The following is a 23,019-nucleotide window of genomic DNA, read 5'->3' as shown; positions in this document are numbered from 1 at the left end:
CCCTGTTGATCCCTACCTTTTCCCCGCAAGGGGACGGAAACCCTGGAGCGATTCCAAGACAATGTCGTTGCTGCCGGCGTTGATCCCTACCTTTTCCCCGCAAGGGGACGGAAACAGCGGTTCAACTGGTGGAAACAAAATCGGTGTCCAGTGTTGATCCCTACCTTTTCCCCGCAAGGGGACGGAAACCGGGACACAGGCCCATCGGCTGTGTATAGGGTGAGCCGGTTGATCCCTACCTTTTCCCCGCAAGGGGACGGAAACTTGGCACCGCCACCCGCTGAAAGAGGTGTTGCTGCGTTGATCCCTACCTTTTCCCCGCAAGGGGACGGAAACTGCACAGGTGGAGCAAGAGTTTCTCCTTGATGGCAATGTTGATCCCTACCTTTTCCCCGCAAGGGGACGGAAACCCCCATTCACTTGCCGGTGGCAAGTGAATTGTTACCTGGTTGATCCCTACCTTTTCCCCGCAAGGGGACGGAAACATAGAAGGCGTAGTTCGGGGCTTCGCTGCTGTGGCAGATCTCTATTGTTGATCCCTACCTTTTCCCCGCAAGGGGACGGAAACTCCGGGTTTGAGCCGCCCGGTTGAGGCGATCTTTGTTGATCCCTACCTTTTCCCCGCAAGGGGACGGAAACGGAATCCTTTGATGGGTTTATATCCTACCTCACCTTCCCCGAACGTTGATCCCTACCTTTTCCCCGCAAGGGGACGGAAACCACCTCACCGGCCCGTTGCTCCTCAAGTTGCCGACGTTGATCCCTACCTTTTCCCCGCAAGGGGACGGAAACTAGGCACCTTGGGCAAAGACAGTCTCAGGGCTTACGGCTTTTTCCGACTTCTAGGCGGGATCCTTATCGAGCAGATGAGGGATCCATCGTGTCGGGTGCAGAATGAAGGGCTCGCCGGGCCAGTTTGGCATAAGTCTTCACCGTCTCGTAGGGCATCTCCAGGTCGGCGGCAATCTGCTGCAAGCTCTCTCCTAGCTCTCGTCGGGCCAAGATTGTTGCCCAAAGTTGGGCCGTCTTTTCGGCGCGGGATCCCCCTTGGCGCTGCCGCTGACTGAGGAAGAGGGCGCTCAGCTCCTCGATGCGCCGGGTCAGTTGCTCTTCCCGGCAAAGGACGGGGGTGGCGGGCAGCTCTTCGGCCAGCCAACCGAGGCGGGTTTGCCCCAGCCCAAAGGGGGTTTTGTGGCCGGTGCCGCAGTAGGGGGCGAAGAGGATCAGGGCCTGGAGCTGCTGCTGCAACAGTTCAGACGCGCGCGAGGAAACCGCCAACTGTACACAGCCAACGAAGCCCGTCACGGATCCCTGGCGACCGGCGGTGGTTTTAACCGATTCCAGCCGGTGCCGCTGGATGACCACTTCCCCATCCACCCAATCCAGAAAAGGTTCTACCTCGATGGGCAGGCCGGAAAAATCGTTCCAACGGCGCAAATAGCTGTGGAACAGGTTGCGAGGCACCGGCAGCGGCAAATGGTGGCCGCGGTGGCGAAAGCTGGTGGGCGAGATGAAAGAGAGGCTCCAGGAGCGATGGACAAGGGGCTGCTCCAGCAGTTGACGGTAGGTGCGCGGGGGGATCGAGATCTTCCATCCCAGGATTTGCAGCGGGGATCCGCGCAACTCCAGCCAGGGGGGCAGCCGTCGGCACCATTCCCGCAGCCACTCCACCACTTGGGGGTTGAGGGCGGTGATCGACCAGCGGAAGGGGATCTGGGGCGGGATCAGCAGTCGCCCACTCTGCTCGCGGAAGGGCCCCATCAGCCGGGAGAGGGTGAAGGGTTTTTCCGATTCTCCGTCGTGCAAATAGGCAGATAGCTGCGGATCCATCTGCTGCACCTCGCCCAAAAACCAGGCGTGCAGCCCTTTAGCGTAGTGGGGATCCAACAGGTAGGGCTGAGGGGCCTGCACTTCCAGGGTGATCCCCACCAGCTCGGATCCCGCTGGCCACTTGCCGCTTTCTGCTCCGGCGATGGGTGGCTCTGAAAAACTCAACTTGGTCAGCATAGGCCCAGCCAATTTTTGCTCATCCCCAGTCAATAGCAGCCCCTATCCAAAATCAACCCAGAGCCACTTTTCCTTTGAGAGGATTTGAGAAGGGATCCCTTCCAATTTGCTTTACCTTTAAATCGCTGGCTGGGCCAACCGAAAAAAGTCTTGAATCTGTTGGCAATGGATCTAAATCGGCCTATACTGTCTCCCAGTCTGGAACTGCAAAATGCAACCATCAGTCACTGCTGTCGCCTCTCTCTGTCGGCTGCGATTCTCTGCCCGCGTGGCTGCTATGGCCGACGCCGTCTTTTTGAAGCGCCTTTGGTTTTTATGAAGGATTTGTGAAGTTCAAGGATCGCCCCAGTCAAAAGTCGGGTTCGGATTTGCCCGCCGGCACAGAAGCTGCGTTCTATTCTTTTTTGCCAGGTGTTGTCCATGACCGCTACCTCCTCTACCTCCCCCGTGCCCATCGCCTTGGCCTGGTGCCTGGCTTGGGGAGAAGGGCGGGATCCCCAATTTCCCTTGCCGATTCTGCAGCAGATGGGCGCAGCCATCCGCACCGACGACGCAGCCGGGATCCCGGAAGCGCTGCAACCTCTTTGGGCGCAGGTGCGCCAATTTCAGGAGAGCGTGGCGGCCACAACCTTTCCCAAAACCTTGGCAGAGCTGCAATCGCGCTATCCAGAGCTGTGGCGGCAGACCACCCGCATCGGCTTGGTTTACGGGGGGGCCACCAAGATCAAGGGCTACGTTTTCGAGTCCGCCAAACTGCCGGAAATCCGCGGCGCCTCGGCCCTGTTGGATCGCATTAACCTGGTGGATCTGCCCGCCTTCTTCGGGGATCCTGAGCAAACCTACTTGGGGTGGGAAGCCTTGGGGAAGGAGTCTCAAGCAGAGCTAAGGGACTACGTGAACCGGCGGATCCGGCCCTGGCTGCAGCAGCACTACCCGGCTTTGGCGCAGGCTCTTATTCCGGAGCTCCTCATCTACTCCACCGGCGGCAACCTCTTGGCCTTCTGTCCGGCGGCCTATGTGGACGACCTCTGCGAGGCCATCGAGCGCCGCTACACCGAAGAAACCCTCACCGCCAACGCCTGTGCCGTGGGATCCGCCTTTCGGCTGCTGGAGCTGCGCTACGGCCTGCTGCGGGATCCCATCGAACGCACCCCCTGGCTGGACTGGTTGGCCCAACACCAGGCCCACCCCCTGGTGAGGGCATACTTTGGAGATGGCAGCGAAGCCAGCTTCCAGACCCGCAAAAGTTTCAACGAGCTGGTGGGCCACCTGGCTGCCCGCTTCCAGCACCGCCGCAACGGCAATCCGGATCCCGGTCGTCCCAGCCGCGCCCATCCTGCCTTTTTTGAAACCCACCCCTACCTGCGCCGCGACAGCACCGACCGCCGCCCGGCCCTGGCCAAAGCCGACCTGCCAGGTCAGCCCTGGCTCTCGGAGGCCACGGCCCGCAAAGCGCTGGTGGGCCGCCAGGCCAAGCGCCTGGAGACGGGCCAGCAGGGGTGGTTCCGCAAATTCCCCAATTGGGATCCCGGCTTTGTGGAAAGCTGGGTAACGCGATTTGCCCGCTTCCTCGACTCTCCCGCCGGCGAGCCCTACCGGGAGCGCTATTTGCAGCCCTACAGGGGATCCGGCCCCGGCGAGGCGCAATCGCTGCGGGAAGTGGCCAACGCCAGCCAGGGCTTTGTGGCCTACCTCTACGCCGACGGCAACAACATGGGCGGCTACGTGCAGCAGATCCAAACCCCAGAGGCCTACCGGCAATTTAGCCACGACGTTTCCGAGGCCACGGAACAAGCCGTTTACCGCGCCCTTGCCCAGCACCTGCAGGCGCACCGGCTGCGGGGCCTGCCGCCGGATCCAGAAACCGGCAGAGACCGCAACGGCGAGTGGATCCACCCCTTCGAGATCCTGACCATCGGCGGGGACGATGTGCTGATGGTGGTGCCGGCCCACAAGGCTCTGGAGATCGCCGCCACCTTTTGTGAGCAATTCGAGCAGATCCTGCTGGCCAAATCGGCCACCTACGCCGCTCGCTCCCTCGGCCAGGTGCCGCACCGCTACCCGGCTGACAGCCCAGACCAGCTCTGTCGGCTCTCCACCTCAGCAGGCGTGCTGTTTGCCTCGGAAGACACCCCCATCTACTATGCCGAAAGGCTGACCGAACAACTGTTGAAATCTGCCAAAAGCCGCGCCAAAAAGCTGAAGCCCCGCGACCAAGACTTCTCGGTGGCCACCATCGACTTTCTCTCTTTGAAATCGGTGACTTTGATCGCCTCCAGCATCCAGGATTTTCGCCAGCAGGCCCTGGAGATCCGCCAGAACGGCCACCTCCTCAAGCTCTACGCCGGCCCCTACACCGTCCCGGAGATCCGCGGGCTGCTGAGAACGGTGCAAGCTTTGCAGGCGGCGGATTTTCCCCGCTCCCAGCTCTACCAAATCCGCGGCTTTTTGGAAAAAGGCAAGCGCACCGCCACCCTCAACTACCTCTACTTCCGCACCCGGCTGGGCCAAAAAGGGCAGCCGCTGATCGAGGCCTTTGAACGCACCTGGTGCAAGGCCAAAACCAACGACGGCCACCTCCCCCCCTGGATGTACGTGGCGGCGGAGGGGGAACCCACCTACGAGACCATCTGGCGAGATCTGGTGGATCTGTACGCTTTTGTGCAAAAACAGCCCCAGGTCGAGGGCCGGCCCGTTCCTGTGGAGGTGAAGTGATGGTTCGGCTGGCAGAGCTGCTCCAAACGAGCACCTCTATCCCTTTGAAGGCCACCCTCGCCTCGGCCCTGGCGGTGGGATCCGGCGGCTCCAGCGGCTCCCTGGCGGACAAGCCCCTGCTCAAGGATGCCTACGGCAGGCTGCTCATCCCCGGCTCCCAGTTGAAGGGAAGGCTGCGCCACGAGTGCGAAAAGCTGGCCCGCGGCCTCGGCTGGGCCATTTGCCGCTCCCCCGACCCCGATCGCATGTGTCCCAAGCGGGAGGGGAGCGACGGCCACTTCGACCGTCCTGAATACCAGGTCGAGGGCTACGCCGGATCCCATTGCCTGGTCTGCCAGATCTTCGGCAATCCGGCCCTGCCTTCCCGCCTCTGGGTAGAGGATCTTGTCTGTGAGGTGCCGCCGACGGCGCTGGAAGCGGCCCTCCGCCCAGGAGTCACCCTCAACCGCCGCCGCCGCACCGCCGAGGATCAGCGGCTCTACCTCATCGAGACCTCGCCGGCAGCCGAGCTGATCTTCTCCGGATCCCTGCAGCTTTTGCCCGACTGCCCTCCCTGGGGCAAGACCCTGCTGCGGGCGGCCCTGCACCACATTGGGGCGCTGGGGGGCAGCAAATCTGCAGGCTTGGGTTGGTTGCACTGGGATCCCCAGTCTCTAGCTGCCCTGCAGCCCAATGATGCAGATTGGGCCTTTTTGGCCGGAGGAGGGAGCTGATGGAGGCCATTGAACTCACGCTCACTGCCGAGTCTCCCCTGGCCATCGGTCGGCAAAAGCCGGGCGGCTCCATCAGCGAGGCCCAGGACTTCATTCCCGGCAGCGTGATCCGGGGGGCCTTGGCCGACCTCCTGCTCCGCCAAAGCCGGCGCCGCCCCGGCGAGGCCCTGACAGGAGATCTGGCTGCCCTGTTCACGGAGACCCGTCCGGCGGTGTTTACCCATGCCTATCCGGGATCCGGCAGCCGGGTTTTGCCGGCCACGGCCTTCAGCTCCAAAAACAACCCCGGCTTCCGCTCAGAGGCGGGCAAAACGGGGGTGTTCGACACACTGCTGGATCGCTTCTGCTCGCAGCGGCTGGGGATCCCCTTTGATCCGGCAGAGCCGGATGGCTCCGGGGGCAGGGTGGAGCCCTTCGGCGGCTTTTACAGCCAGGAGGGGGGATCCCGCTACCGAAGGGTGTCCGTGTCCAAGCGCCTGCTCACGCGGGTGGGGATCAACCGCCGCCGCGCCACCGCCGCCGACCAGATCCTCTACAGCCTGGAGGTGATCAACGAGGGCCGGGCTGGGCGAGATGGGAGCTTGCAGCCTTCCCTCTTCAGCGGCCACATCTACCTGCAGGATCGCGAGCTGGCAGCAGCCCTCGCCGGCTACCTCAACACCCACGCCCGCCGTTTGTCCTTGGGAGGGGGGGTGTCGCGGGGGCTGGGCCGGGTCAGCCTCGCCGCTCGACACCTGAGGGCCCCGAAGCCCTCCCTGGCTGAGCGGGTGGCAGCCTTTAACCAAAAACTGCGGCAGCGCTGGCAACAATGGCAGGTGTTTGGGGATCCCTGGCAGCCCTTGCCGCCGGAGCGGCAGTACTTCTCCATCAGGCTGCAGTCGGGGGCCATCCTCAAGGAGCGCTGGCAGCGCACCACGGTGCTCACGCCGCCGATGCTCCAGGAGGAGGCCAACTGCGAGGACAGATCCCTGGTCTTGGAGCTGGCCTGCAGCAGCTACGCCTATGTTTCCGGCTGGAACGCCGCCTGGGGGCTTTTTAAAGATGTAGAGCTGGTTACAACCCAGGGCAGCGTCTTCCTGCTGAGCACCACGCAAATGGAGCGCTGGATCTCGATTTTGGCGGAGATGGAATACTGGGGCATCGGCGAGCGAACCGCGGAAGGATTTGGCCAAATTGAAGTCTGTAGTCTGTTCCATCATCATTTCTGGGAGAACCCGCTATGACCTTCGCCACCAGCGAGAGCAAACTGGAGCAAAAACAGGAACTTGAGATCCAGCGGCAAATTCGGCTGGCCGAAGATGACCTGGTCGCCAGAATCCAAACTGCCTTGGATAACTTTAAAGATCTGGACAAATTGGAAGAGGCCCAGTATCGCAATTTGTTGCACGTGGCAGCTTCCACCGAAAGCTCAGAGGTGATCAAGAACTTCTTGCGCTACCAGATGGGGCGAGACGAAAAGTGGGGACGGGGCAAAGATTCGTTGGCAGAAGCCATCATCAAAGACATCGACAACTGGATCCATCAAAAGGCCCTCGCCATTGCCAGGGAGGCCGGCGTTGAGAAAACATCCCCCAAAGTCAACGAGATCAAAATCGACTTGATCCGGCGTTACCTAGGCTATGGGGCGCGCTACCTCAAGTACAAGCGAGAAGGGGGAGGATCTTAAGCCATGACCAGTTGTGCCCTTGAGGGTGTCGTCTCAACCTTTCGGCTCGGCCAGTTGAAAATCATCCCCATCCTGTTTGCCGAAGCCGCAGTGGAGGATATCTGTGGAGCGTTAACTTCAGCCTTAACCTGATTTGAGGAAACGATGTTCGACGTTTTCAAAAACCGCTTGGAGATCACCGGCACGCTCACCACCGTGACTGCCCTGCACATCGGGGTGGGCCGCTCCACCGAGCCCATCGGCTCCGATCTGCCGGTTCTCAAAGACGCGCTGGGCCGCCCGCTTATCCCCGGCTCCAGCCTCAAGGGGGCGCTGCGCTCCCGCCTGGAGAGTTTTTTGCGCGGCATCGATCCGGCGCTGGCCAGGGATCCCAGCGAGTTGACCAGTAGCGAGCAAGTCCGGTTGGTCAACCAAATTAAGAACACCTACGGAGACGACGACGCAACCCTGACGCAAAAGCTGATCGAGGCCACCGACTGGGTCTCGCAGGCGTTTGGATCCCCTTGGCTGGCGGGCAAGGTGCAGATCCGCGATTTGCCGGTGGTGCGGGAAGCCTGGTTTGGCCAGTACCAAGAGCGGGATGGTGTGGCCATCGATCGGGATACGGAGACGGCGGCAGAGGGCAAGCTCTACGACTTTCAAGTGGTGCCGGCCAACACCCCCTTTCAGTTCCATGCCGTTGTCGAAAATGCCGAAGCATGGGAGCTGGGCCTGCTGGCCATCGGCTTGCACCAATTGGAAACGGAGCAGATCCCCTTGGGAGGGGGGCGCTCCCGCGGCTTGGGGGTCGTCCGCCTGGAGATCGGGGCGGTCTATTGGTTTGACTCAGAAGGGGATCCGCGGCGGCTGCTGACCTATCTGCAAGAGCTGGTGGCCGGAGAGCGGCACCCCCTCAGCCCGGAAGAGGCTGCTGCCTTGCGCCAAGACTGGGTGGAAGCCCTGGTTGCCAAACTAACCGCTGTCGCTCCCGTCGGCCCCCGCAGCTAGCGCAAGGGCTGGGCGAAAACCCTCTTGTTCCTCTTCAGTGAAGGATCCCAGGCCATGCACAAGCGCTACGTTAACCACTGCACCCTCTGCCTCACCCTCAAGCCGGATGGCCCTGTGCTCATCAAAGCGGGCAAACAAGGGGCGGATCCGACAAAACCCGATATGGAGTTTGTGGAAACCTATCGCGGCGGCGGGCGGACAGTCTATTTTCCCGGCAGCTCCCTCAAAGGGGCCATTCGCGCCCACGCCGAGCGCATTGTCCGAACGGTGGGCGGCGACAGACGGCCTGAGGGGAACAAGTTGCAACTCTGGGCCAGCGATCCCCTCGACCAAAAGGCCAACCAGTGGCTGGAAAAAATTGCAGAGTCCCACCGAGTTTACGCCCTCTCTTCTTTTACGGACCAGATGTTTGGCAACACGGCCATCGCCAGCCGGGTGCGCATCGAGGATGCCTATCCCAAGCCGGGGACACCTCTGCGGCTGGAGGAACGCAACGGGGTGGCCATCGATCGCGTCTTCGGGTCGGTGGCGGTGGGGCCGTTTAGCTACCAAGTCTGTGTCGAGGGATCCTTTCAAACCAAGATTCACCTGAAAAACTTTACCCTGGCGCAACTGGGCCTGCTGGGGCTGGTGCTGCGGGATCTGGACGAAGGATGGTTTGGGATCGGCTTTGCCAAATCCCGCGGCATGGGCCGCGTTCGGGTGGAGTACGAGTGGGCGACGGTGGACTACCCGGGCTGCCTGGTGGAGGAGGGGAGCCAGGAGCTACGGCTGCTGGGATCCCAGCTTGCCTGGCCAAGGGGATCCCTGCTGGGGGCGGGCGAGTTTCTCAGTCCAGAAGAGGCGGGCAAATACGGCTTTGCCAAACCCGATCGCCAGTTAGTGCCGGTGGGGGCGGAGCCGATGCCCTTGGGCTTTGGGGCGCGGCTGACCTGGGAGCAAACGTCTGAGGCCAAGGTGGAGCACCTGCTGGCCGCCGCCGTTAAAAGTTGGGCCCAGCTCTTGCAAACGGAGGCCAAAGCGGTATGAAACCAGCCTACGTAGCCGCCTACAAGGTTCAGGATCTGGCCGCTTGCAACGGCGGGACGGCGTCCTCGCTTTCCGAGATCCTCTCGGCCTGTTTTGCCGCCGCCGAAGAAACCTACACCTTTTTGCGCTGGCCCCACCGCGTCAGCGGCATTCAGGTGGGGATCCCGCCAGATCTGGTCTGTCAAGAGGGACAGGTCTTCTGCCAACAACGGGAGTTGCGCTGGAAAAGCACCCCCCGCGGCTGGGATCTGCTGTATCTGGGGATCCAACCTCCTCCCGACTTCTTTGTGCCGCTGGCCGGGGAGTGGCAGGGGGAGGATCGCGAGGCCGACCTGTACGGATCCCAAAGTCCGGAAACCCGCTTCCCCCAAGGTCTCAGCTATCCGAGGTCTCTCAAGCTGGGCCAGCGCTACTTTCGCGATGGGCGCACCGCCCGCGTTCACTTTGTTGCTCTCATCCCGAGGTCAAGATGACTCCCCAAGGCCCCCGACCCTTGCCCGCCGGCAACTCAGCTCGGGGCAGAGGTGAGCCAGCCGTGGCTCCCAAACCCTACGAGCTGATCCCCTTTCCCCAGCAGCCCCCCAAGCTGGAGCGGCCCGCTGGCCACGCCAAGTTCCATCCCGACAAGTTGCACGGCACCCTCTTTCTCACCCTGACGGTGCAGACCGCTCTCCACATTTCCACCGGCCACCTGGCCTTGGGCAGCGACGTCGGCGTCAACGGGATCCCGGTGCTCAAAACCATGACCACTACCCCCGACGGGCGGCTCAAGATCCAGGGCAGCTCCCTCAAGGGGGCCATCCGGGCCATGTACGAGGCGATCACCAACAGCACCCTTGCAGTGACCACCAGCCGCTACAAAAATCAGATCCCGCCGGAGCGGCACCCCTGCCGCCAGAAGGAGCGGCTGTGTCCTGCCAGCCGCGTTTTTGGCGCCCTCAACTGGCAGGGGCTGGTGGAGTTCAGGGATGCCGTTGCCACTGGCACCGGCTCCGGCGGCGGATCCCTGCCCCCGCTGTACCGTCCCCGCCCCGATCAGCGCAGAGCCTACTTTGAAAACGGCAAGGCGGTTGGGCGCAAGTTTTATTACACGCACCGCAGGGCTTTGCAGGGCCATCAAAGGGGGACACCCACCCAGCAGGCGACGCAAAATACGGTTTTCAAAACCCAGATCCACTTCAAAAACCTCACTCCTGCCGAGCTGGGCACCTTGTTCACGGTGTTGGGTCAGGATCCCGCGCATCCGCTGCTGCTGAAGGTGGGGGGCGGCAAGCCTGTAGGACTGGGATCCCTGCAGGTCAGCCTGGACAAGATCGAGCGGCCCTGCAACTTGAAAGAGCGCTACAGCCGCTACGATCCCCCACAAGCCGATACCCTAGAAGGAGAAGGCCTCAAAGCCTTTGTGCAAAAGCAGATCCAAGCTGCCCAGGGCTACATCCTGCCCGATCAGCTTCGGCAGTTGGCCGCCATCCTGAGCCCCACCCATCTGCGCGAGCCGCCCACCACCGCCTACTGAGGGTGCCTCTATGCTGTCAGCTCCGGTCGATCTCAGCCCCCAATCTTGGGATCTTGCCCACGGCATCGCCATGACTTTGGCGAAGGAAAGGGTAGATGTCAACGAATTGAGCAAGTGCCTCGCCTACCTCCGCTCGGTGGCCCATCTCCCCGACGCGGGATCCCGTTTCTTCCGATTCACCGGCGAGCTGGTGCGAGAAACTGGCCTCCACCGCAGCAACGAAACCCCACGCTACTACCGACTCATCGACCAAACCTGTAAAAGGTACTTGCAACCTCTGCAGGATAGGCCGGCTGAGATGCTGCAGATCCTGGGCTGGGCCGCCCGCCTGGCCCGCTACTACAAAGATGGGGGAGTGCCGATCGGCGAGATCCCGTCCCCTCCCGATCCCAATGGCGGTCGTCCGACCCATTCCCGCGGCGGCGAGGCCAAGCCCCAGCCAGAGGCACTGCGGCCCAAAGAGCAACCTGAACAAAAGCAGGCTCAGCCCCAAGTTGAAAATGCAGCAGCTTCTACCAAGGCCCGCTTCAAAATTGGGCAACACCTCAAGGCCAGCATCACCAATATCAAGGGCAACGAAGTTACCTTCCAAATCGTGGATACGGATATCAGGCTCACCCAAAAAGAGCCGAAACAGGCCGGATCCCTGGCGGTGGGGCAAGAAGTGGAGGTAGAGGTGCTCGACTTAAGGGGAGATGGTAGAGTTCGCAAAGTAAAGCTGCTCTGATCGCGAAAGGGGACGGAGCCCCTAAAAACTTCGAGAAAGTTAGGGGATAACCCATGCAGACCATCCTCATGACCGTGGGCACCTCTTTGCTCACCAACCCGGACAAAGACCTGCAGCCGCAACGCCCTTGGGTCGGCCAAAAAACCATCGGGGATCCGGAACGGGCCTTGGCCTGGATGAAAAAGACAGAACTGGAGCTGATCAGCGCCGAAACCAACACCTACTACCGGCTGGATCCCACTCCCCAGGATGCCTTGATTTTGCTTTACTCCGAAACCTCTGAGGGACTGGAGTGTGCCCAGATTTTGAAGCTCTTTTTTGAAGAAGCGCTGGGCCAACAACAGGTTTCCCTGGTGCCCCTCCCCGGCGTCAACTACGAGCTAGAGGGATCCTCCCTGGAGCGGATGGCCGAGCTGTTGCAACAGTTGGCGGAGAGCGCCAAAGGGATCGTCACCTTCGCCGCCACCGGGGGCTTCAAAGCCCAGGCCATGATCATGGCCGTGGTGGGCAGCCAATTGGGGATCCCGGTCTGCTACATCCACGAGCAATACAAATCTTTGGTGTATTTGCCCTATCTGCAACCGCAAGTCCAGCCGCGGATCCCGCGGGCGGCTCTCCCCGATTCCGGTCGAGATCGCTCCCAGGTCATCCAATTGCGGAGCGACAGCAGCCATCACCGCCCTCACAGTTGGGTCAAGGTGGAAAAGCTCCTGCGCGACCTTCCCTGGGTGGATCTGGTTCGCTACGACTCAAATGCCTACGCTGCCCCCAAAAACGGCGTCAAAGCCGCCAACCGCAAAACCGAAGATGGCCGCCACGTTTTGTGGATCCATCTCCACGAAAGCCAGGACACCCACCTCGCCGTCCGGGTAGAGACCACCGGCTACACTCCCGACCACCTGGAGCAGGCTGCCGCCGAGTTGCGGGAGCGCTTGGGTCGTCTGCTCTGATGAATTCCACTTCCCCCGGTTACAACCCTTACCCAGATCCAGGGTCTGGTTTTGGGCGGCAATTTCCCCTTCTCCTCATTTCATTATTTTGCCGCCGCAGGGCCTGAAACCCGTGTCCAGCAAGGGATCGACCAGGTCAACAGAAAAATCAGGGTTTGGGGGCTATCGCCGACCCTGTCGCTGAATTTTCGCTAAAGAATTCCTCGGCCTGGCCGTGGGGAGAGTGCCAAGCATGTTAGAAGTGAATCAAAATGAGATCACGATAGGAGCCTGGTTTGCCTGTCGTCTGTTGTTGTCATAGTGGCTGAATACCATGCTGGATCCCCTTTTGGAAGAGAAAATCCGTGACCAAATCCGCACCCACAAGGTGCTGATCTACATGAAAGGCACCCCAGAGATGCCCCAGTGTGGGTTTTCCTATGCCGCCGTTCGTGTGCTGGAGAGTCTGGGCTTTCCCTACACGGCGATCAACGTGCTCGAGGATCCCGAAATTCGTCAGGGGATCAAAGAGTTTTCCAACTGGCCTACTATCCCGCAGATCTATATTGACGGCGAGTTTGTGGGCGGCTGCGACATCCTGCAAGAGATGCACGCCCGCAACGAGTTGCGCCCTCTGGTCGAGGCGGCTTTTGCCAAGGCCGGCGCCCAACCTTGAGGGCCGCAGGGGATCCCATGCTCACCTCGGATCGCCTGCGACAGCTCTTGGCTGAGAAGCTGCAAGCCCTCTACGTCCACGTGGAGGACGAGTCGCACCGCCATGCTGGCCATGGGGGACGGCAACAGGGATCCGGGGGGCACTACCGCGTGCAGGTGGTGTCGCCCCTGTTTGCCGGCAAAACTCCTCTGCAACGGCATCGCCTGGTGTACGCCGCCCTGGCCGAACAGATGGGTCAGGGCATTCATGCACTGGCGTTGCAAACTTACAGCCCCGAAGAGGTCTCTGCAGAAAGGATCCCTAAGCAGATCGGCTAGCATAGGGGGCAAGATTGCGGCCCTGTTGGGGCAGAGGAGGGAGCATGGCAACTCTGTTGGCCACCTGGCTGATGTCAGCCTTGAGCGTGATGATTTTGGCTTGGCTTTTGCCCGGGATCCACGTCTCTGGGTTTGGGGGTGCTTTGGTGGCAGCTCTGGCCATTGGCCTGGTCAATGGTTTGGTGAGGCCGTTTCTCCGGTTGATTACCCTGCCGATTACAGTTCTTACCCTGGGTTTGTTTTGGCTAATTTTGAACGGCATTTGCCTGGCCATCGCCGACAAGCTGGCCGGGGATGCCTTCAATATCGATAACTTTGGTTGGGCGTTCCTCGGCGCGATAGTACTTTCCGTCGTCAGTGGCTTGGTTCAGCGTGTTTTTGAGCAAGGTGTGCAGAGCTAACTGTTCCGTAGCCATAGAAGGCCGGAGTCGATACTATTTTCTCAGAAAAATTGAGGCAATGCTTTCTCTTCAGTAACCCCTAAAGATCAACCTAGATTCTTAGTTAACAATTGTCCAGAAAAGTTTTTTGAAGGTTTAGGCACCCAGAGGGTTTGCCAGTCCACAGTTTGCTAATACGAAGGAAATATTGCCAGCAAGCATCTCACAAAAGTTTTTGCGTCAGCTTTATCTGAGGCTATTTGTTAGGAGTGCTGAACAAATGGAATCCTTAATCTGCGATTAGGAGCTGATGGGCATGAAGGCGTTGCTGCTCTATCCCCGCTTTCCCAAGTCTTTCTGGTCTTACAATCGCACCATCGAGATGGTGGGGCTAAAAGCGCTGATGCCGCCGCTGGGCCTGATCACCGTTGCCGCTCTGTTGCCCCAGGATTGGGAGATTCGCTTTGTGGATCGCAATGTCGCCCCCGAGACGGAGGCCGATTGGCAGTGGTGCGACCTGGTGATCCTGTCGGCCATGCTGGTGCAGAAGCAAGACTTTCACGCACTCATTCGCAAAGCGGTGCAGTTGGGCAAAAAAGTAGCTGTGGGCGGCCCCTATCCGACTTCTGTGCCCCAAGATGCCCTGGAATCCGGGGCTCACTATTTGGTTTTGGACGAAGGAGAAGAGACCATACCGGCTTTTGTCAAGGCTCTAGAATCTGGGCAAGAAGCGGGCATTTTTCGAGCCACAGAAAAGCCAGACGTCACCCAAAGCCCCCTGCCGAGATTTGACCTGCTGCGCATGGATCAATACTTCATGATGTCGGTGCAATTCTCGCGGGGTTGCCCCTTTAATTGTGAGTTTTGTGACATCATCTCTCTTTATGGGCGCAAGCCGAGAACCAAGGAGCCAAGCCAAATGCTGGCCGAGCTGCAAGCCCTCTACGACCTGGGCTGGCGAGGCTCGATTTTTGTGGTAGATGACAACTTTATCGGCAATCAGCGCAACGTCAAGCGATTTTTACGCGAGCTGATCCCGTGGAGCAAGGAGCATAACTATCCATTTACCTTTATGACAGAGGCTTCTGTCAACCTAGCTGAAGATGAAGAGTTGATGCAGTTGATGGTAGAAGCGGGGTTCTATGCGGTCTTTCTGGGTATTGAGACCCCAGACCAAGACAGCTTACAGATGACTCAAAAGCTACAGAATACCCGCCACCCCCTGGTAGAGGCTTGTCGCAAGATCAACGATGCCGGGCTGTTGATCTACGCCGGGTTTATTCTGGGCTTTGACGGAGAGCGGCCAGGTGCGGGGGAGCGCATCCAGGCTTTTGTCGAGCAGACCGGTATTCCTCAGCCGATGTTGGGGATTTTACAGGCTCTACCCAACACCCAACTGTGGAATCGCCTCAAAAAAGAGCAGCGGTTGCTGGAGGGGATCGGCGTCACCGAGTTTGGGGATCAAAACACGCTGATGAACTTTATTCCCACCCGTTCTCCATCTGAAATTGCCCGGGAATATCTGGAAAGTTTTTGGAAGTTGTATGAGCCGGCGCGATATCTCTCTCGCTGTTTGCAACAGTGCCTGAGTATCGGCACTAAAGTAGGTCGGCAACAAGCAATGCGGCTGCCCCTTCACAAAGGGATCTATCTGCTTCTACAACTCATCTGGCGGCAAGGGATCCTTCATCCCCAAATTCGCGCCCAATTTTGGCAACAGCTATGGACGATCTGGCGCCAGAAACCGAGCCTGCTGAACCTATATCTGGGCCTCTGTGCTGCGGGGGAGCATTTTTGGGAATATCGAGAACTGGCGCGCGCCCGCCTCAGCCAACAACTGGGATACGATCCTTTGCTGGCCAGCTCATCATAATCTCCGGGCGGGGCCGATGCGGCGACGACAGTTGGCGGTGATGGGGCTGGGATCCCTGTGGGCCCTTTGGGGAGGCTCTCTGCAGGCCCAGACTGCTGGAGATTGGTTGGCCGTGGAGCTGTTCAGCCGCTGGGGCGCGGAGCCTTTGACCCAACTGGAGCTGAGCGGCCCCTTTGTCTTGAATCAGCAGCCCTTTCCGGCAGGGATCTGGAAGCTGCAGGTTCACCGCCAAGAGCTGGTCTTGAGCGGGCCGGGCCAGCCCCGTCGCTACCGCGGATCCCTTTGGCTGCAAGGAGGGGGGTTGCGCCCTGTGGGGGGAGAGGAGCGCCGCTACCGCGGCTTGATCCAGATTCGCCCGAGCGGCCCAGAGCACCTGCACCTGCTGAACTGGGTACAACTGGAAGACTACCTGCTGGCCTTGGTGCCCGGCGAAATGCCTGCCAATTGGCCAGCCGCCGCTTTGCAGGCCCAAGCCATCCTGGCCCGTACCCTGGCCGTTCCCCATCTGCGCCCCGCTCCAAGAAGAGAATGGCCCTCTACCCCGGCAAGGCCATTGCAAGATTCCACCGCCCACCAGTTCTACGGGGGCCTGGCCTATGAGACGGCGGCGACCACGGCTGCGGTGCGGGCAACCCAGGGGCAGATCCTAACCCATGCCGGCCAGCCGGTAGAGGTTCTGTTTCACTCCACCTGTGGCGGCCACACCAGCGCCAACCAAGATATTTTTGCCCCACCCGCCCGTCCCTACCTGCAGGGGGTAAGTTGCGAAGGGTGTCGCGCTTCCCCCTTCTATGGCCCCCACAGTGTCCGGCTCAGCCGACAAGAGTTGGAGCAAGCCCTGGGCAGCGCCGAGTTAGAGATCCTGCAATCGGATCCCTGGGGGCGCCCTCTGCGCATCCGCGTCGGATCTCGGTTATTTACCGGACAGGAGTTTGTGTTGCACCTCGGGCAAACCCTAGGGTGGGGGATCCTGCCCAGCAACCGCTTTACCCTCAAACGCCTCGAGCCAAAGGCCGGCCAGCCGGAATCGTACCTTTTCACCTATCGGGGAGCCGGGCACGGGGTGGGTCTATGTCAGTGGGGAGCCCGCGGCCTGGCCGAACAGGGCTACACAGCGTCGCCCATCCTCAACCACTACTTCCCCGGCACCCAGGTGACACCGTTGAGCTGATGAAACATCTCTCCACAGCGTTATTGCTACGCAACACTGTCGCGAACTCCCCTCTCCCTCTGGGAGAGGGGACGGGGGTGAGGGTGCCTCTGGGAGAGGGGACGGGGGTGAGGGTAGCGGCGCAGATACCGACTCCTTAGATCCACCACAAGCAGGGGATCTGGTGCCATCCCAGCTTGAGAAGCTGTCCTCAGGAAAGAGCTTTGGGAGTGACCTTCAAAATGGTGGAACGGGATCTAGACGGAGCTGAACCATTCGCCTGGGGCTCCTTGGCCATCCCACCGCCGGTGGAAGCTGCTTGTGCTCCGCGCCGCTTCCGCAGGCCAGCCGCCTCGGCCTGCTGGCCTGTAACGCTGGAAGCAGTCTTCGCTTGGGTTTTGCTTGCAGCGGAGTCGGCTTTGCCGGTTGAGCGGCTTTTTTTCTTGCCATCGGCAGCAGAACCTTCTTTTTCGGCCAACACCTGCAGGGCCATTTCCAGGGTGACCGCTTCGGCAGGGAGCTCCTTGGGCAAAGAAGCATTGACCTTGCCGTGTTTGACATACAGCCCGTAGGGGCCGTCGTGCAGATTGACCGGCTCGCCGTCCTCAGGATGGGATCCCAGCTCGCGCAGGGGTTTGGCCGAGCCGCGCCCACGGCCTTTTTTGGGCTGGGCCAGCAGCTCCAGCGCCCGCTCTAGGCTGATGGTCAGCACATCCTCATCGGCGGGCAGCGAGCGGAAATCGCCATCGCAGACCACGTAGGGGCCGAAGCGGCCAATCCCTGCTTGCACCTTTTTCCCCGATTCCGGATGCTCCCCCAACGTGCGGGGCAGGCTGAGCAACCCCAGGGCAATCTCAGGGGTGACCTGCTCCGGCTTTAGCCCTTTGGGCAGGGAGGTGCGCTTGGGCTTCTTGTTCTCCTCCGACACCTCCCCCAATTGCACATAGGGGCCGTAGGGACCCTGGGGAATCACGTAGACCGGCTCTTGGGTTTCCGGGTGGAAGGTGATGGGCTTGGGGCCCTCCTGTTTGCGCTTGATCAGCTCCGCTACATGTTCGGCGCTGAGATCGGCGGGGGGAATCTCCTCCGGCAGGTTGGCGCGCACCTCTCCCGATTCAGTCTCTACTGCTACATAAGGGCCGTAGGGGCCGATGCCGATCTTGACGGGCAGGTTCTCCAGGTGAATGGAGCGGGCCAGGCCAGAGTCGATTTCCAGCTCGCGCGCCTTCACCTGGCCTTCTAGGCCCTGCTCTCCCAGAAAGAAATGGCGCAAATAGGGCAACCAGTCTGCCTGGCCAGAAGCGATGTCATCGAGGGTTTGCTCCATCTCGGCGGTGAAGCGGGTATTCACCAAGTTGGGAAAGTATTTTTCCAGCAGCTCGGTCACTGCAAAAGCGGTGTAGGTGGGCACGAGGGCATTCCCCATCGACCTCACGTAGCCACGGCTCATGATCGTGTTCAAGATGGTGGCGTAGGTGCTGGGACGGCCAATGCCCTCGCTTTCCAACACCTTGACCAGGGAAGCTTCCGTATAGCGGGCGGGGGGCTGGGTCTCGTGGCCGACGGGTTCGAGCTTCCGGCAGCGGAGGGGATCCCCCTGCCGCAAGCGGGGCAGATGCACTTCCCGATCTTCCAGAGCCGCCTCCGGGTCGTCGGATCCCTCCACATAGGCGCGGAAGAAGCCGGGAAAATCGATGCGCTTGCCGCTGGCCCGAAACACCGCATCGTCCACCGCGATGAGCACGATGGTGTGGGTCTGTCGTGCTTCGGCCATTTGGCTGGCGACGGTGCGCTTCCAGATCAGGTCGTAGAGGGCCAGCTCCTGCCCTGTGAGCGGGGTTTGGCTGGGCAGGCGAAACTCCGACCCGGCGGGACGAATGGCCTCGTGGGCTTCTTGCGCCCCTTTGGTTTTGGTGGTGTACTGGCGCGGTTCGGGGCTGAGGTACTCCTTGCCGTACATCGACTCCACGCAGGCGCGGGCGGCGCGGATGGCCTGTTCCGACAGGTGTACCGAGTCGGTGCGCATGTAGGTGATGTAGCCCTCTTCGTAGAGCTTTTGGGCGATGCGCATCGTCTGCTGGGCGGACAGGTGTAGCTTGCGGTTGGCCTCCTGCTGCAGCGTGGAGGTGGTAAAAGGAGGGGCGGGCTTGCGGGTGGAGGGGCGCTCTTCGACCGAGCTGACGACCCAAGCTTTCCCCAGCAGGCGATCCCGTAGGGCCTCGGCCTGGGCTTGATCCAACAGCACCACATCCCGCCCGGCCATGAGCTGCCCGGTGCTGGGATCGAAGTCTTGCCCGCCGGCCAGGCGCTTGCCGGCCAGGCTCACCAGCTCTGCTGGAAAGACGCTCTGCCGCTCCTGCGGGGAAGTGCTCGGTTGCAGCTCCGCCTTCAGATCCCAGTAGGAGGCTTTTTTGAAGGCGCGCCGCTCCCGCTCCCGATCCACCAAGAGCTTGACCGCCACCGACTGCACCCGCCCTGCTGAGAGTTTGGGGGCAATTTTTTTCCACAGCAGCGGCGACAGGGTGTAGCCCACCAGGCGATCCAAGATGCGGCGGGTCTCCTGGGCACGCACCAGTTGCTCGTCCACCTGGCGGCAGTTTTGCAGCGCCTCTTGAATGGCCTCGCGGGTGATCTCGTGAAACACCATGCGGCGGGTGGGCACCTTGGGTTGCAGCACCTGTTGCAAATGCCAGCTAATGCTTTCCCCTTCGCGATCCTCGTCGGTGGCCAGGATCAGCTCGTCGGCTTTCTTGAGGGCTTCCTTCAGTTCCTTGACCACTTTCTTCTTGTCTTTGGGGATCACGTAGAGGGGCTCGAAGTCGGCGTGGACATTGACCCCCAGGCGGCTCCACTCTTCACCCTTCAATTCTTCTGGGATTTCAGATGCCGAATCGGGGAGATCCCGCACATGTCCCATCGAGGCCTGAACTTCGTACCCTGCGGGCAAGAATCCACGGATGGTGCGGGCTTTGGTGGGAGATTCGACAATGACCAGCTTAGGCATGATGATGTTGTTGTTGGCAGCAATTGGCTGAGGTTGCCAGGGCCAGCGTACACCACAAGAGGTGCTTAAAATAGATGGCCTACTTCTCTGGAGCCTAGCAAGTCTATCTGCGCTTGACTAGCGGTCATCGGCGATTGATTCCAGGGATCTGCCCCCACCTGGCTCTTTGTACGACCATGAAACTGCATCATTTTTCCATTCGCACTGCCGATATTTTCCGCTCCATCGCCTTTTACGAGGGGCTGGGCTTGGCTGTGGAAGAACGCTTCACTGCCGGGATCACGTTGGCCTGCTGGATGCGTGGTCCCTGGGGGCGCCTAGAGCTGATGCAGGTGCCCCAGCCCCAGCCGGCTCCCGATCCCTTTGGGGATCCCCACTATGTGGGCTACTACCATCCCTCTTTGGAGATCGGCCCTGAATGGGGATCCCTGGCCGGCTATTTAGAACATCTACAAGCGCAAGTCCCCCTTACCCTGCTGCTCCCGCCCCAGCTCCAGCAGATCGGCCATCAAACTTATGAGGTAGCCTTCATCGCCGATCCCGATGGCCTGCCGATTGAGTTGCTGCGTTTGCAGGGATCCCCGGAATCCCAGCAGTTGGGCAAGGAAGGCTGTTGAATTTGCCGTTGGGTGGGATCCTGCAATTGGGCCTGAAGCTAAGCTGGTAAGGCCTGTGGGGAACTTGAGCAAGGATGGGTTGGCTTGTTTACTGAACTGGCGATGAAAGCTCAGCTTCCGGTTACCGTCTTGACGGGCTTTTTGGGCAGTGGTAAGACCACCCTGCTCAAGCGCATCCTGCAGGAAAAGCATGGGCTGCGCATTGGGGTTATTCTCAACGAGTTTGGCGAAATTTCCATCGATGGCGAGCTGGTCAACCTGCCCGAAGAGGGGCTGATGCAGCTGAGTAATGGTTGCCTCTGTTGCACGGTGCGGGCAGATTTTGAACGGGCAGCCCGAGAGCTGCTGCAGCAGGCCCAGGCGTTGGACTACCTGGTGGTGGAAACCAGCGGGGTGGCGGATCCCAGGCAGGTGACGGAGCTGTTTGTGCAAGAGACTTTTCATGAGGACTTGCGCCTCGATGGCGTGGTGACCCTGGTGGATGGGGCCGAATACTGGCACAACTTCCGGCGCTCGCAAACCGCCGCCCACCAGATCAGCAGTGCTGACATCCTGCTGCTCAACAAGGTGGACTTGATCACCCCTATCGAACAAGAGCAGATCCTTGCCGATCTGCGCCGCTACAACCCCGATGCCCCTTGCCTGCTCACCACCCATGCCCAAGTCCCCCTGACCCGCATTTTGGATGTGCATGCCTTCCGTCCAGAAGGGTGGGATCCCAAACTTCCCGATTTGGAAGCCGAGGCACACCCTAGCCATCACCTCGCAGAAGACGGGATCCAATCGGTGAGCTTTCAACTGCAGCAGCCGCTGGATTTGATGGCTTTTCGCGACTGGCTACAAGACTTGCCGGAGACGATTTTTCGCGCCAAAGGGGTGCTGTGGGTTGTGGACGAGCCGCAGCGGGTTATCTTTCATCAGGTAGGCCAGCGGCAAACCCTCTTCTTGGAACGGGACTGGGATGTGGAAGAGCCTCGCCTGTCCAAAATTGTGTTGATCGGCAAAGGGCTAGAGCGAGAACAGTTGGCTGCCGACCTCAGCCGGGTCGCCGCTGGTTAGGGATCCTCGTCATGGCTATTTTTTCAGTTCGTGGATGGGGTGAATTGGGATGGCTCGCAGCAAGCTTTCGGAGCAAGAACAACAGCAAATTGTCAGCGCCTACCGCGGCTCAGCAGCGACCGCCGTCGAATTGGCCGAGCAATTTCAAGTGAGCGTCACCACCATCACCCGCGTGTTGAAGGAAAATATCGCTGCCGATGAGTACCAGCGGTTGATTCAGCTCAAACGCTCGGCTGCCCGCCGCAAAGACATAGAGGAAAAAGTGGCCGTTGGCCAGATCGCAGCTTTGGAGCAGCAGCTCTTGCCGCTGTCTCCATCTGGGGATCCCCCCGCAGCCGCCACACCCCCCAATGGTGAAGAGCCGAACACAAACGACGCACCCATCGGCGGGATAGAAGAGTCTTTGCCAGAACTGCAGTTGGCGGCTGAGCTTCAGGAAGATCTAGAGGATATCGACGACGAGGAGGAAACCGAAGAAGACAGTGACCTCGAAGACGAGGACGACTCCGACTATTTCCCAGAAGACGAGCCGGAAGCAGACCACCTCACCGATCCCGGCTATCAAGTTCAGGTGTTACCCCTGGAAGAGCTCACCCCGCCGGAAACCTGTTATGTCGTTGTTGACCGCTACCAGGAGCTGACCACTCGCCCCCTCAAGGAATTCTTTGGCCCCGGATCTGTGCCCGTCGAAGGGATCGATAACGCCAATACGCTGCCCATTTTCGACAACCACAAGGTGGCCCGTCGCTTTTCCGAAATGAGCCGCCGCGGCAGCAACACCTACCCCCCCTATCGGGTGATCCAGTTTCCCGGCTACATTCTGGACATTGTGCGCACCCAATTGCAAAAAAAAGGCATCACCCATCTGCTCGTAGATGGGCAGATCTACAGCCTCTAGGTCAGTTGGGCGGCAATCGCTCTCAACAGGTGGGTTTGGTCGATGGGCTTGGTTAGGTAGGCGTCAGAGCCGAGCCGTAGCCCTTGTTCAATGGCTTCTTGGGAGGTTTTGGAGGAGAGAAAGACGAAGGGGATGTGGGCCGTGGACTGATCCCATCGCAAGGCATCTAACACGCCATAGCCGTTCAGCTTGGGCATGACCACATCGCACAACACCAAATCCGGCATAAGCGCGCGCACCATCTGTAGGCCTTCCTCGCCATCGGTGGCCGCCACCGTGTCGTACCCAGCCCGCTGCAACACCTTCTGCAGATAGGTGCGGATAGAGGGTTCGTCTTCAATCACCAAGATGCGTTTGGACATGTGGCTTCGTAGACAAGCAAACGATAGTCTCCCCCAACCTGTCGGGCTGGCTGTCAGCTTCAACCGAGAGCCCAGTTGATGCGGGAACGGACAGAGAAGCTATAAAGGCAGCATAGGAAAACTCTGAGGAAAAAAACTCCGCCAAATGGCTCATTCTGGCACCCCAACCCTCTCCAGAAATCCTGATACGGTGCAGAACCTCCTTCCTCATCCGCAGATTTGCGCTTATGGTCATTATCAAATAGCAATGAAACGTTTCTCTCCGTCTATCCCTAACTCCCCTCTCCCTCTGGGAGAGGGGCAGGGGGTGAGGGCTGGGAGAGGGGCAGGGGGTGAGGGCTGGGAGAGGGGCAGGGGGTGAGGGGCCTATTCCGAGGTCAGTTGTCGCTCCATC

General features: G+C 60.3%; 21 protein-coding genes and 1 CRISPR repeat array. Of the genes, 18 read left to right on the top strand and 3 right to left on the bottom strand.

Annotation, left to right across the window (positions count from 1 at the left end):
* Nucleotides 1–4: 4 nt before the first annotated feature.
* Nucleotides 5–792: direct repeats of the CRISPR family, unit length 37 nt; unit sequence GTTGATCCCTACCTTTTCCCCGCAAGGGGACGGAAAC.
* Between the two features lie 63 nt (nucleotides 793–855).
* Nucleotides 856–2,007: a CRISPR-associated endoribonuclease Cas6 gene (cas6, locus tag NW858_RS00210; RefSeq protein WP_414347151.1), complete on the bottom strand. Its 1,152-nt coding sequence runs from the start codon at nucleotides 2,005–2,007 to the stop codon at nucleotides 856–858.
* Between the two features lie 420 nt (nucleotides 2,008–2,427).
* Here cas6 and cas10 point away from each other — a divergent pair, with 420 nt between their 5' ends.
* The 15 genes from cas10 to NW858_RS00135 all read left to right on the top strand — a co-directional run bounded on the left by cas10 (nucleotide 2,428) and on the right by NW858_RS00135 (nucleotide 16,706).
* The gene (gene cas10 / locus NW858_RS00205; protein ID WP_414519256.1) at nucleotides 2,428–4,722 is read left to right on the top strand and encodes a type III-B CRISPR-associated protein Cas10/Cmr2; all 2,295 of its coding nucleotides are present in this window, start codon (nucleotides 2,428–2,430) and stop codon (nucleotides 4,720–4,722) included.
* Nucleotides 4,722–5,435 carry an RAMP superfamily CRISPR-associated protein gene (locus NW858_RS00200; protein WP_414519255.1) on the top strand — a complete coding sequence of 238 codons (714 nt, stop codon included), beginning with the start codon at nucleotides 4,722–4,724 and terminating at the stop codon, nucleotides 5,433–5,435. The genes cas10 and NW858_RS00200 overlap by 1 nt, the downstream gene beginning before the upstream one ends.
* Nucleotides 5,435–6,658, top strand: a complete 1,224-nt coding sequence (gene csx10, locus NW858_RS00195) for a CRISPR-associated RAMP protein Csx10 (RefSeq protein ID WP_414519253.1) — start codon at nucleotides 5,435–5,437, stop codon at nucleotides 6,656–6,658. Before NW858_RS00200 ends, csx10 begins: the two co-directional genes overlap by 1 nt.
* The gene (locus NW858_RS00190; RefSeq protein WP_414519251.1) at nucleotides 6,655–7,101 is read left to right on the top strand and encodes a hypothetical protein; all 447 of its coding nucleotides are present in this window, start codon (nucleotides 6,655–6,657) and stop codon (nucleotides 7,099–7,101) included. Before csx10 ends, NW858_RS00190 begins: the two co-directional genes overlap by 4 nt.
* A gap of 144 nt (nucleotides 7,102–7,245) precedes the next feature.
* Nucleotides 7,246–8,088 carry a CRISPR-associated RAMP protein Csx7 gene (csx7, locus tag NW858_RS00185; RefSeq protein WP_414519249.1) on the top strand — a complete coding sequence of 281 codons (843 nt, stop codon included), beginning with the start codon at nucleotides 7,246–7,248 and terminating at the stop codon, nucleotides 8,086–8,088.
* A gap of 54 nt (nucleotides 8,089–8,142) precedes the next feature.
* A complete protein-coding gene (locus NW858_RS00180; RefSeq protein WP_414334140.1) occupies nucleotides 8,143–9,117 on the top strand; it encodes an RAMP superfamily CRISPR-associated protein in 975 nt (324 codons plus the stop codon).
* Nucleotides 9,114–9,590 carry a hypothetical protein gene (locus NW858_RS00175; RefSeq protein WP_414334141.1) on the top strand — a complete coding sequence of 159 codons (477 nt, stop codon included), beginning with the start codon at nucleotides 9,114–9,116 and terminating at the stop codon, nucleotides 9,588–9,590. Before NW858_RS00180 ends, NW858_RS00175 begins: the two co-directional genes overlap by 4 nt.
* 62 nt (nucleotides 9,591–9,652) lie before the next feature.
* On the top strand, nucleotides 9,653–10,633 hold the full coding sequence (locus NW858_RS00170) for an RAMP superfamily CRISPR-associated protein (RefSeq protein WP_414519248.1): 981 nt from the start codon (nucleotides 9,653–9,655) through the stop codon (nucleotides 10,631–10,633).
* 10 nt (nucleotides 10,634–10,643) lie between these two features.
* Nucleotides 10,644–11,360: a hypothetical protein gene (locus NW858_RS00165; RefSeq protein WP_414519246.1), complete on the top strand. Its 717-nt coding sequence runs from the start codon at nucleotides 10,644–10,646 to the stop codon at nucleotides 11,358–11,360.
* A 53-nt stretch (nucleotides 11,361–11,413) separates the two neighbouring features.
* Nucleotides 11,414–12,310: a putative CRISPR-associated protein gene (locus tag NW858_RS00160; RefSeq protein ID WP_414519244.1), complete on the top strand. Its 897-nt coding sequence runs from the start codon at nucleotides 11,414–11,416 to the stop codon at nucleotides 12,308–12,310.
* Nucleotides 12,311–12,626: 316 nt separating this feature from the next.
* The gene (gene grxD, locus NW858_RS00155) at nucleotides 12,627–12,965 is read left to right on the top strand and encodes a Grx4 family monothiol glutaredoxin (protein WP_414334165.1); all 339 of its coding nucleotides are present in this window, start codon (nucleotides 12,627–12,629) and stop codon (nucleotides 12,963–12,965) included.
* Nucleotides 12,966–12,982: 17 nt separating this feature from the next.
* Nucleotides 12,983–13,282: a BolA family protein gene (locus NW858_RS00150; RefSeq protein ID WP_414519242.1), complete on the top strand. Its 300-nt coding sequence runs from the start codon at nucleotides 12,983–12,985 to the stop codon at nucleotides 13,280–13,282.
* A 44-nt stretch (nucleotides 13,283–13,326) separates the two neighbouring features.
* Nucleotides 13,327–13,683, top strand: a complete 357-nt coding sequence (locus NW858_RS00145; protein ID WP_414334147.1) for a phage holin family protein — start codon at nucleotides 13,327–13,329, stop codon at nucleotides 13,681–13,683.
* 295 nt (nucleotides 13,684–13,978) lie between these two features.
* Entirely contained in the window at nucleotides 13,979–15,535 is a 1,557-nt protein-coding gene (locus NW858_RS00140) for a B12-binding domain-containing radical SAM protein (RefSeq protein ID WP_414334149.1), read from the top strand.
* Nucleotides 15,536–15,551: 16 nt separating this feature from the next.
* Entirely contained in the window at nucleotides 15,552–16,706 is a 1,155-nt protein-coding gene (locus tag NW858_RS00135; protein ID WP_414519239.1) for a SpoIID/LytB domain-containing protein, read from the top strand.
* Between the two features lie 190 nt (nucleotides 16,707–16,896).
* On the opposite strand, the gene topA is transcribed toward NW858_RS00135, so the two are convergent.
* Nucleotides 16,897–19,689, bottom strand: coding sequence for a type I DNA topoisomerase (topA, locus tag NW858_RS00130; protein ID WP_414334151.1), 2,793 nt, complete (start codon nucleotides 19,687–19,689; stop codon nucleotides 16,897–16,899).
* Nucleotides 19,690–19,865: 176 nt separating this feature from the next.
* On the opposite strand from topA, the gene NW858_RS00125 reads away from it, so the two are divergent.
* From NW858_RS00125 to NW858_RS00115, 3 genes are all read left to right on the top strand, one after another.
* A complete protein-coding gene (locus NW858_RS00125; protein ID WP_414334153.1) occupies nucleotides 19,866–20,306 on the top strand; it encodes a VOC family protein in 441 nt (146 codons plus the stop codon).
* Nucleotides 20,307–20,390: 84 nt separating this feature from the next.
* Nucleotides 20,391–21,365 carry a CobW family GTP-binding protein gene (locus NW858_RS00120; protein WP_414334155.1) on the top strand — a complete coding sequence of 325 codons (975 nt, stop codon included), beginning with the start codon at nucleotides 20,391–20,393 and terminating at the stop codon, nucleotides 21,363–21,365.
* Nucleotides 21,366–21,414: 49 nt separating this feature from the next.
* Nucleotides 21,415–22,263 (top strand): hypothetical protein, encoded by an 849-nt coding sequence (locus NW858_RS00115; protein WP_414367887.1) that lies wholly within the window; start codon nucleotides 21,415–21,417, stop codon nucleotides 22,261–22,263.
* Here NW858_RS00115 and NW858_RS00110 read toward each other — a convergent pair.
* A complete protein-coding gene (locus NW858_RS00110) occupies nucleotides 22,260–22,625 on the bottom strand; it encodes a response regulator (RefSeq protein WP_414334158.1) in 366 nt (121 codons plus the stop codon). The two genes, NW858_RS00115 and NW858_RS00110, sit on opposite strands and share 4 nt — an antisense overlap.
* Between the last annotated feature and the right edge of the window lie 394 nt (nucleotides 22,626–23,019).

The sequence above is a fragment of the Synechococcus sp. H55.10 genome, assembly GCF_047502715.1.
GTDB lineage: Bacteria > Cyanobacteriota > Cyanobacteriia > Thermostichales > Thermostichaceae > Thermostichus.
Note: the sequence above shows the minus strand (reverse complement) of the source record. Positions and strands in the feature narration are given on the sequence as shown.

What these genes read in the sequence shown, in the direction of transcription:
- cas6 (WP_414347151.1), bottom strand. Translation starts at nt 2,007, where the DNA reads ATGCTGACCAAGTTGAGTTTTTCAGAGCCACCCATCGCCGGAGCAGAA.
- NW858_RS00145 (WP_414334147.1), top strand. Translation starts at nt 13,327, where the DNA reads ATGGCAACTCTGTTGGCCACCTGGCTGATGTCAGCCTTGAGCGTGATG.
- NW858_RS00165 (WP_414519246.1), top strand. Translation starts at nt 10,644, where the DNA reads ATGCTGTCAGCTCCGGTCGATCTCAGCCCCCAATCTTGGGATCTTGCC.
- NW858_RS00150 (WP_414519242.1), top strand. Translation starts at nt 12,983, where the DNA reads ATGCTCACCTCGGATCGCCTGCGACAGCTCTTGGCTGAGAAGCTGCAA.
- NW858_RS00190 (WP_414519251.1), top strand. Translation starts at nt 6,655, where the DNA reads ATGACCTTCGCCACCAGCGAGAGCAAACTGGAGCAAAAACAGGAACTT.
- csx10 (WP_414519253.1), top strand. Translation starts at nt 5,435, where the DNA reads ATGGAGGCCATTGAACTCACGCTCACTGCCGAGTCTCCCCTGGCCATC.
- topA (WP_414334151.1), bottom strand. Translation starts at nt 19,689, where the DNA reads ATGCCTAAGCTGGTCATTGTCGAATCTCCCACCAAAGCCCGCACCATC.
- csx7 (WP_414519249.1), top strand. Translation starts at nt 7,246, where the DNA reads ATGTTCGACGTTTTCAAAAACCGCTTGGAGATCACCGGCACGCTCACC.
- NW858_RS00160 (WP_414519244.1), top strand. Translation starts at nt 11,414, where the DNA reads ATGCAGACCATCCTCATGACCGTGGGCACCTCTTTGCTCACCAACCCG.
- NW858_RS00140 (WP_414334149.1), top strand. Translation starts at nt 13,979, where the DNA reads ATGAAGGCGTTGCTGCTCTATCCCCGCTTTCCCAAGTCTTTCTGGTCT.
- NW858_RS00125 (WP_414334153.1), top strand. Translation starts at nt 19,866, where the DNA reads ATGAAACTGCATCATTTTTCCATTCGCACTGCCGATATTTTCCGCTCC.
- NW858_RS00115 (WP_414367887.1), top strand. Translation starts at nt 21,415, where the DNA reads ATGGCTCGCAGCAAGCTTTCGGAGCAAGAACAACAGCAAATTGTCAGC.
- NW858_RS00135 (WP_414519239.1), top strand. Translation starts at nt 15,552, where the DNA reads ATGCGGCGACGACAGTTGGCGGTGATGGGGCTGGGATCCCTGTGGGCC.
- NW858_RS00200 (WP_414519255.1), top strand. Translation starts at nt 4,722, where the DNA reads ATGGTTCGGCTGGCAGAGCTGCTCCAAACGAGCACCTCTATCCCTTTG.
- NW858_RS00110 (WP_414334158.1), bottom strand. Translation starts at nt 22,625, where the DNA reads ATGTCCAAACGCATCTTGGTGATTGAAGACGAACCCTCTATCCGCACC.
- cas10 (WP_414519256.1), top strand. Translation starts at nt 2,428, where the DNA reads ATGACCGCTACCTCCTCTACCTCCCCCGTGCCCATCGCCTTGGCCTGG.
- NW858_RS00180 (WP_414334140.1), top strand. Translation starts at nt 8,143, where the DNA reads ATGCACAAGCGCTACGTTAACCACTGCACCCTCTGCCTCACCCTCAAG.
- NW858_RS00175 (WP_414334141.1), top strand. Translation starts at nt 9,114, where the DNA reads ATGAAACCAGCCTACGTAGCCGCCTACAAGGTTCAGGATCTGGCCGCT.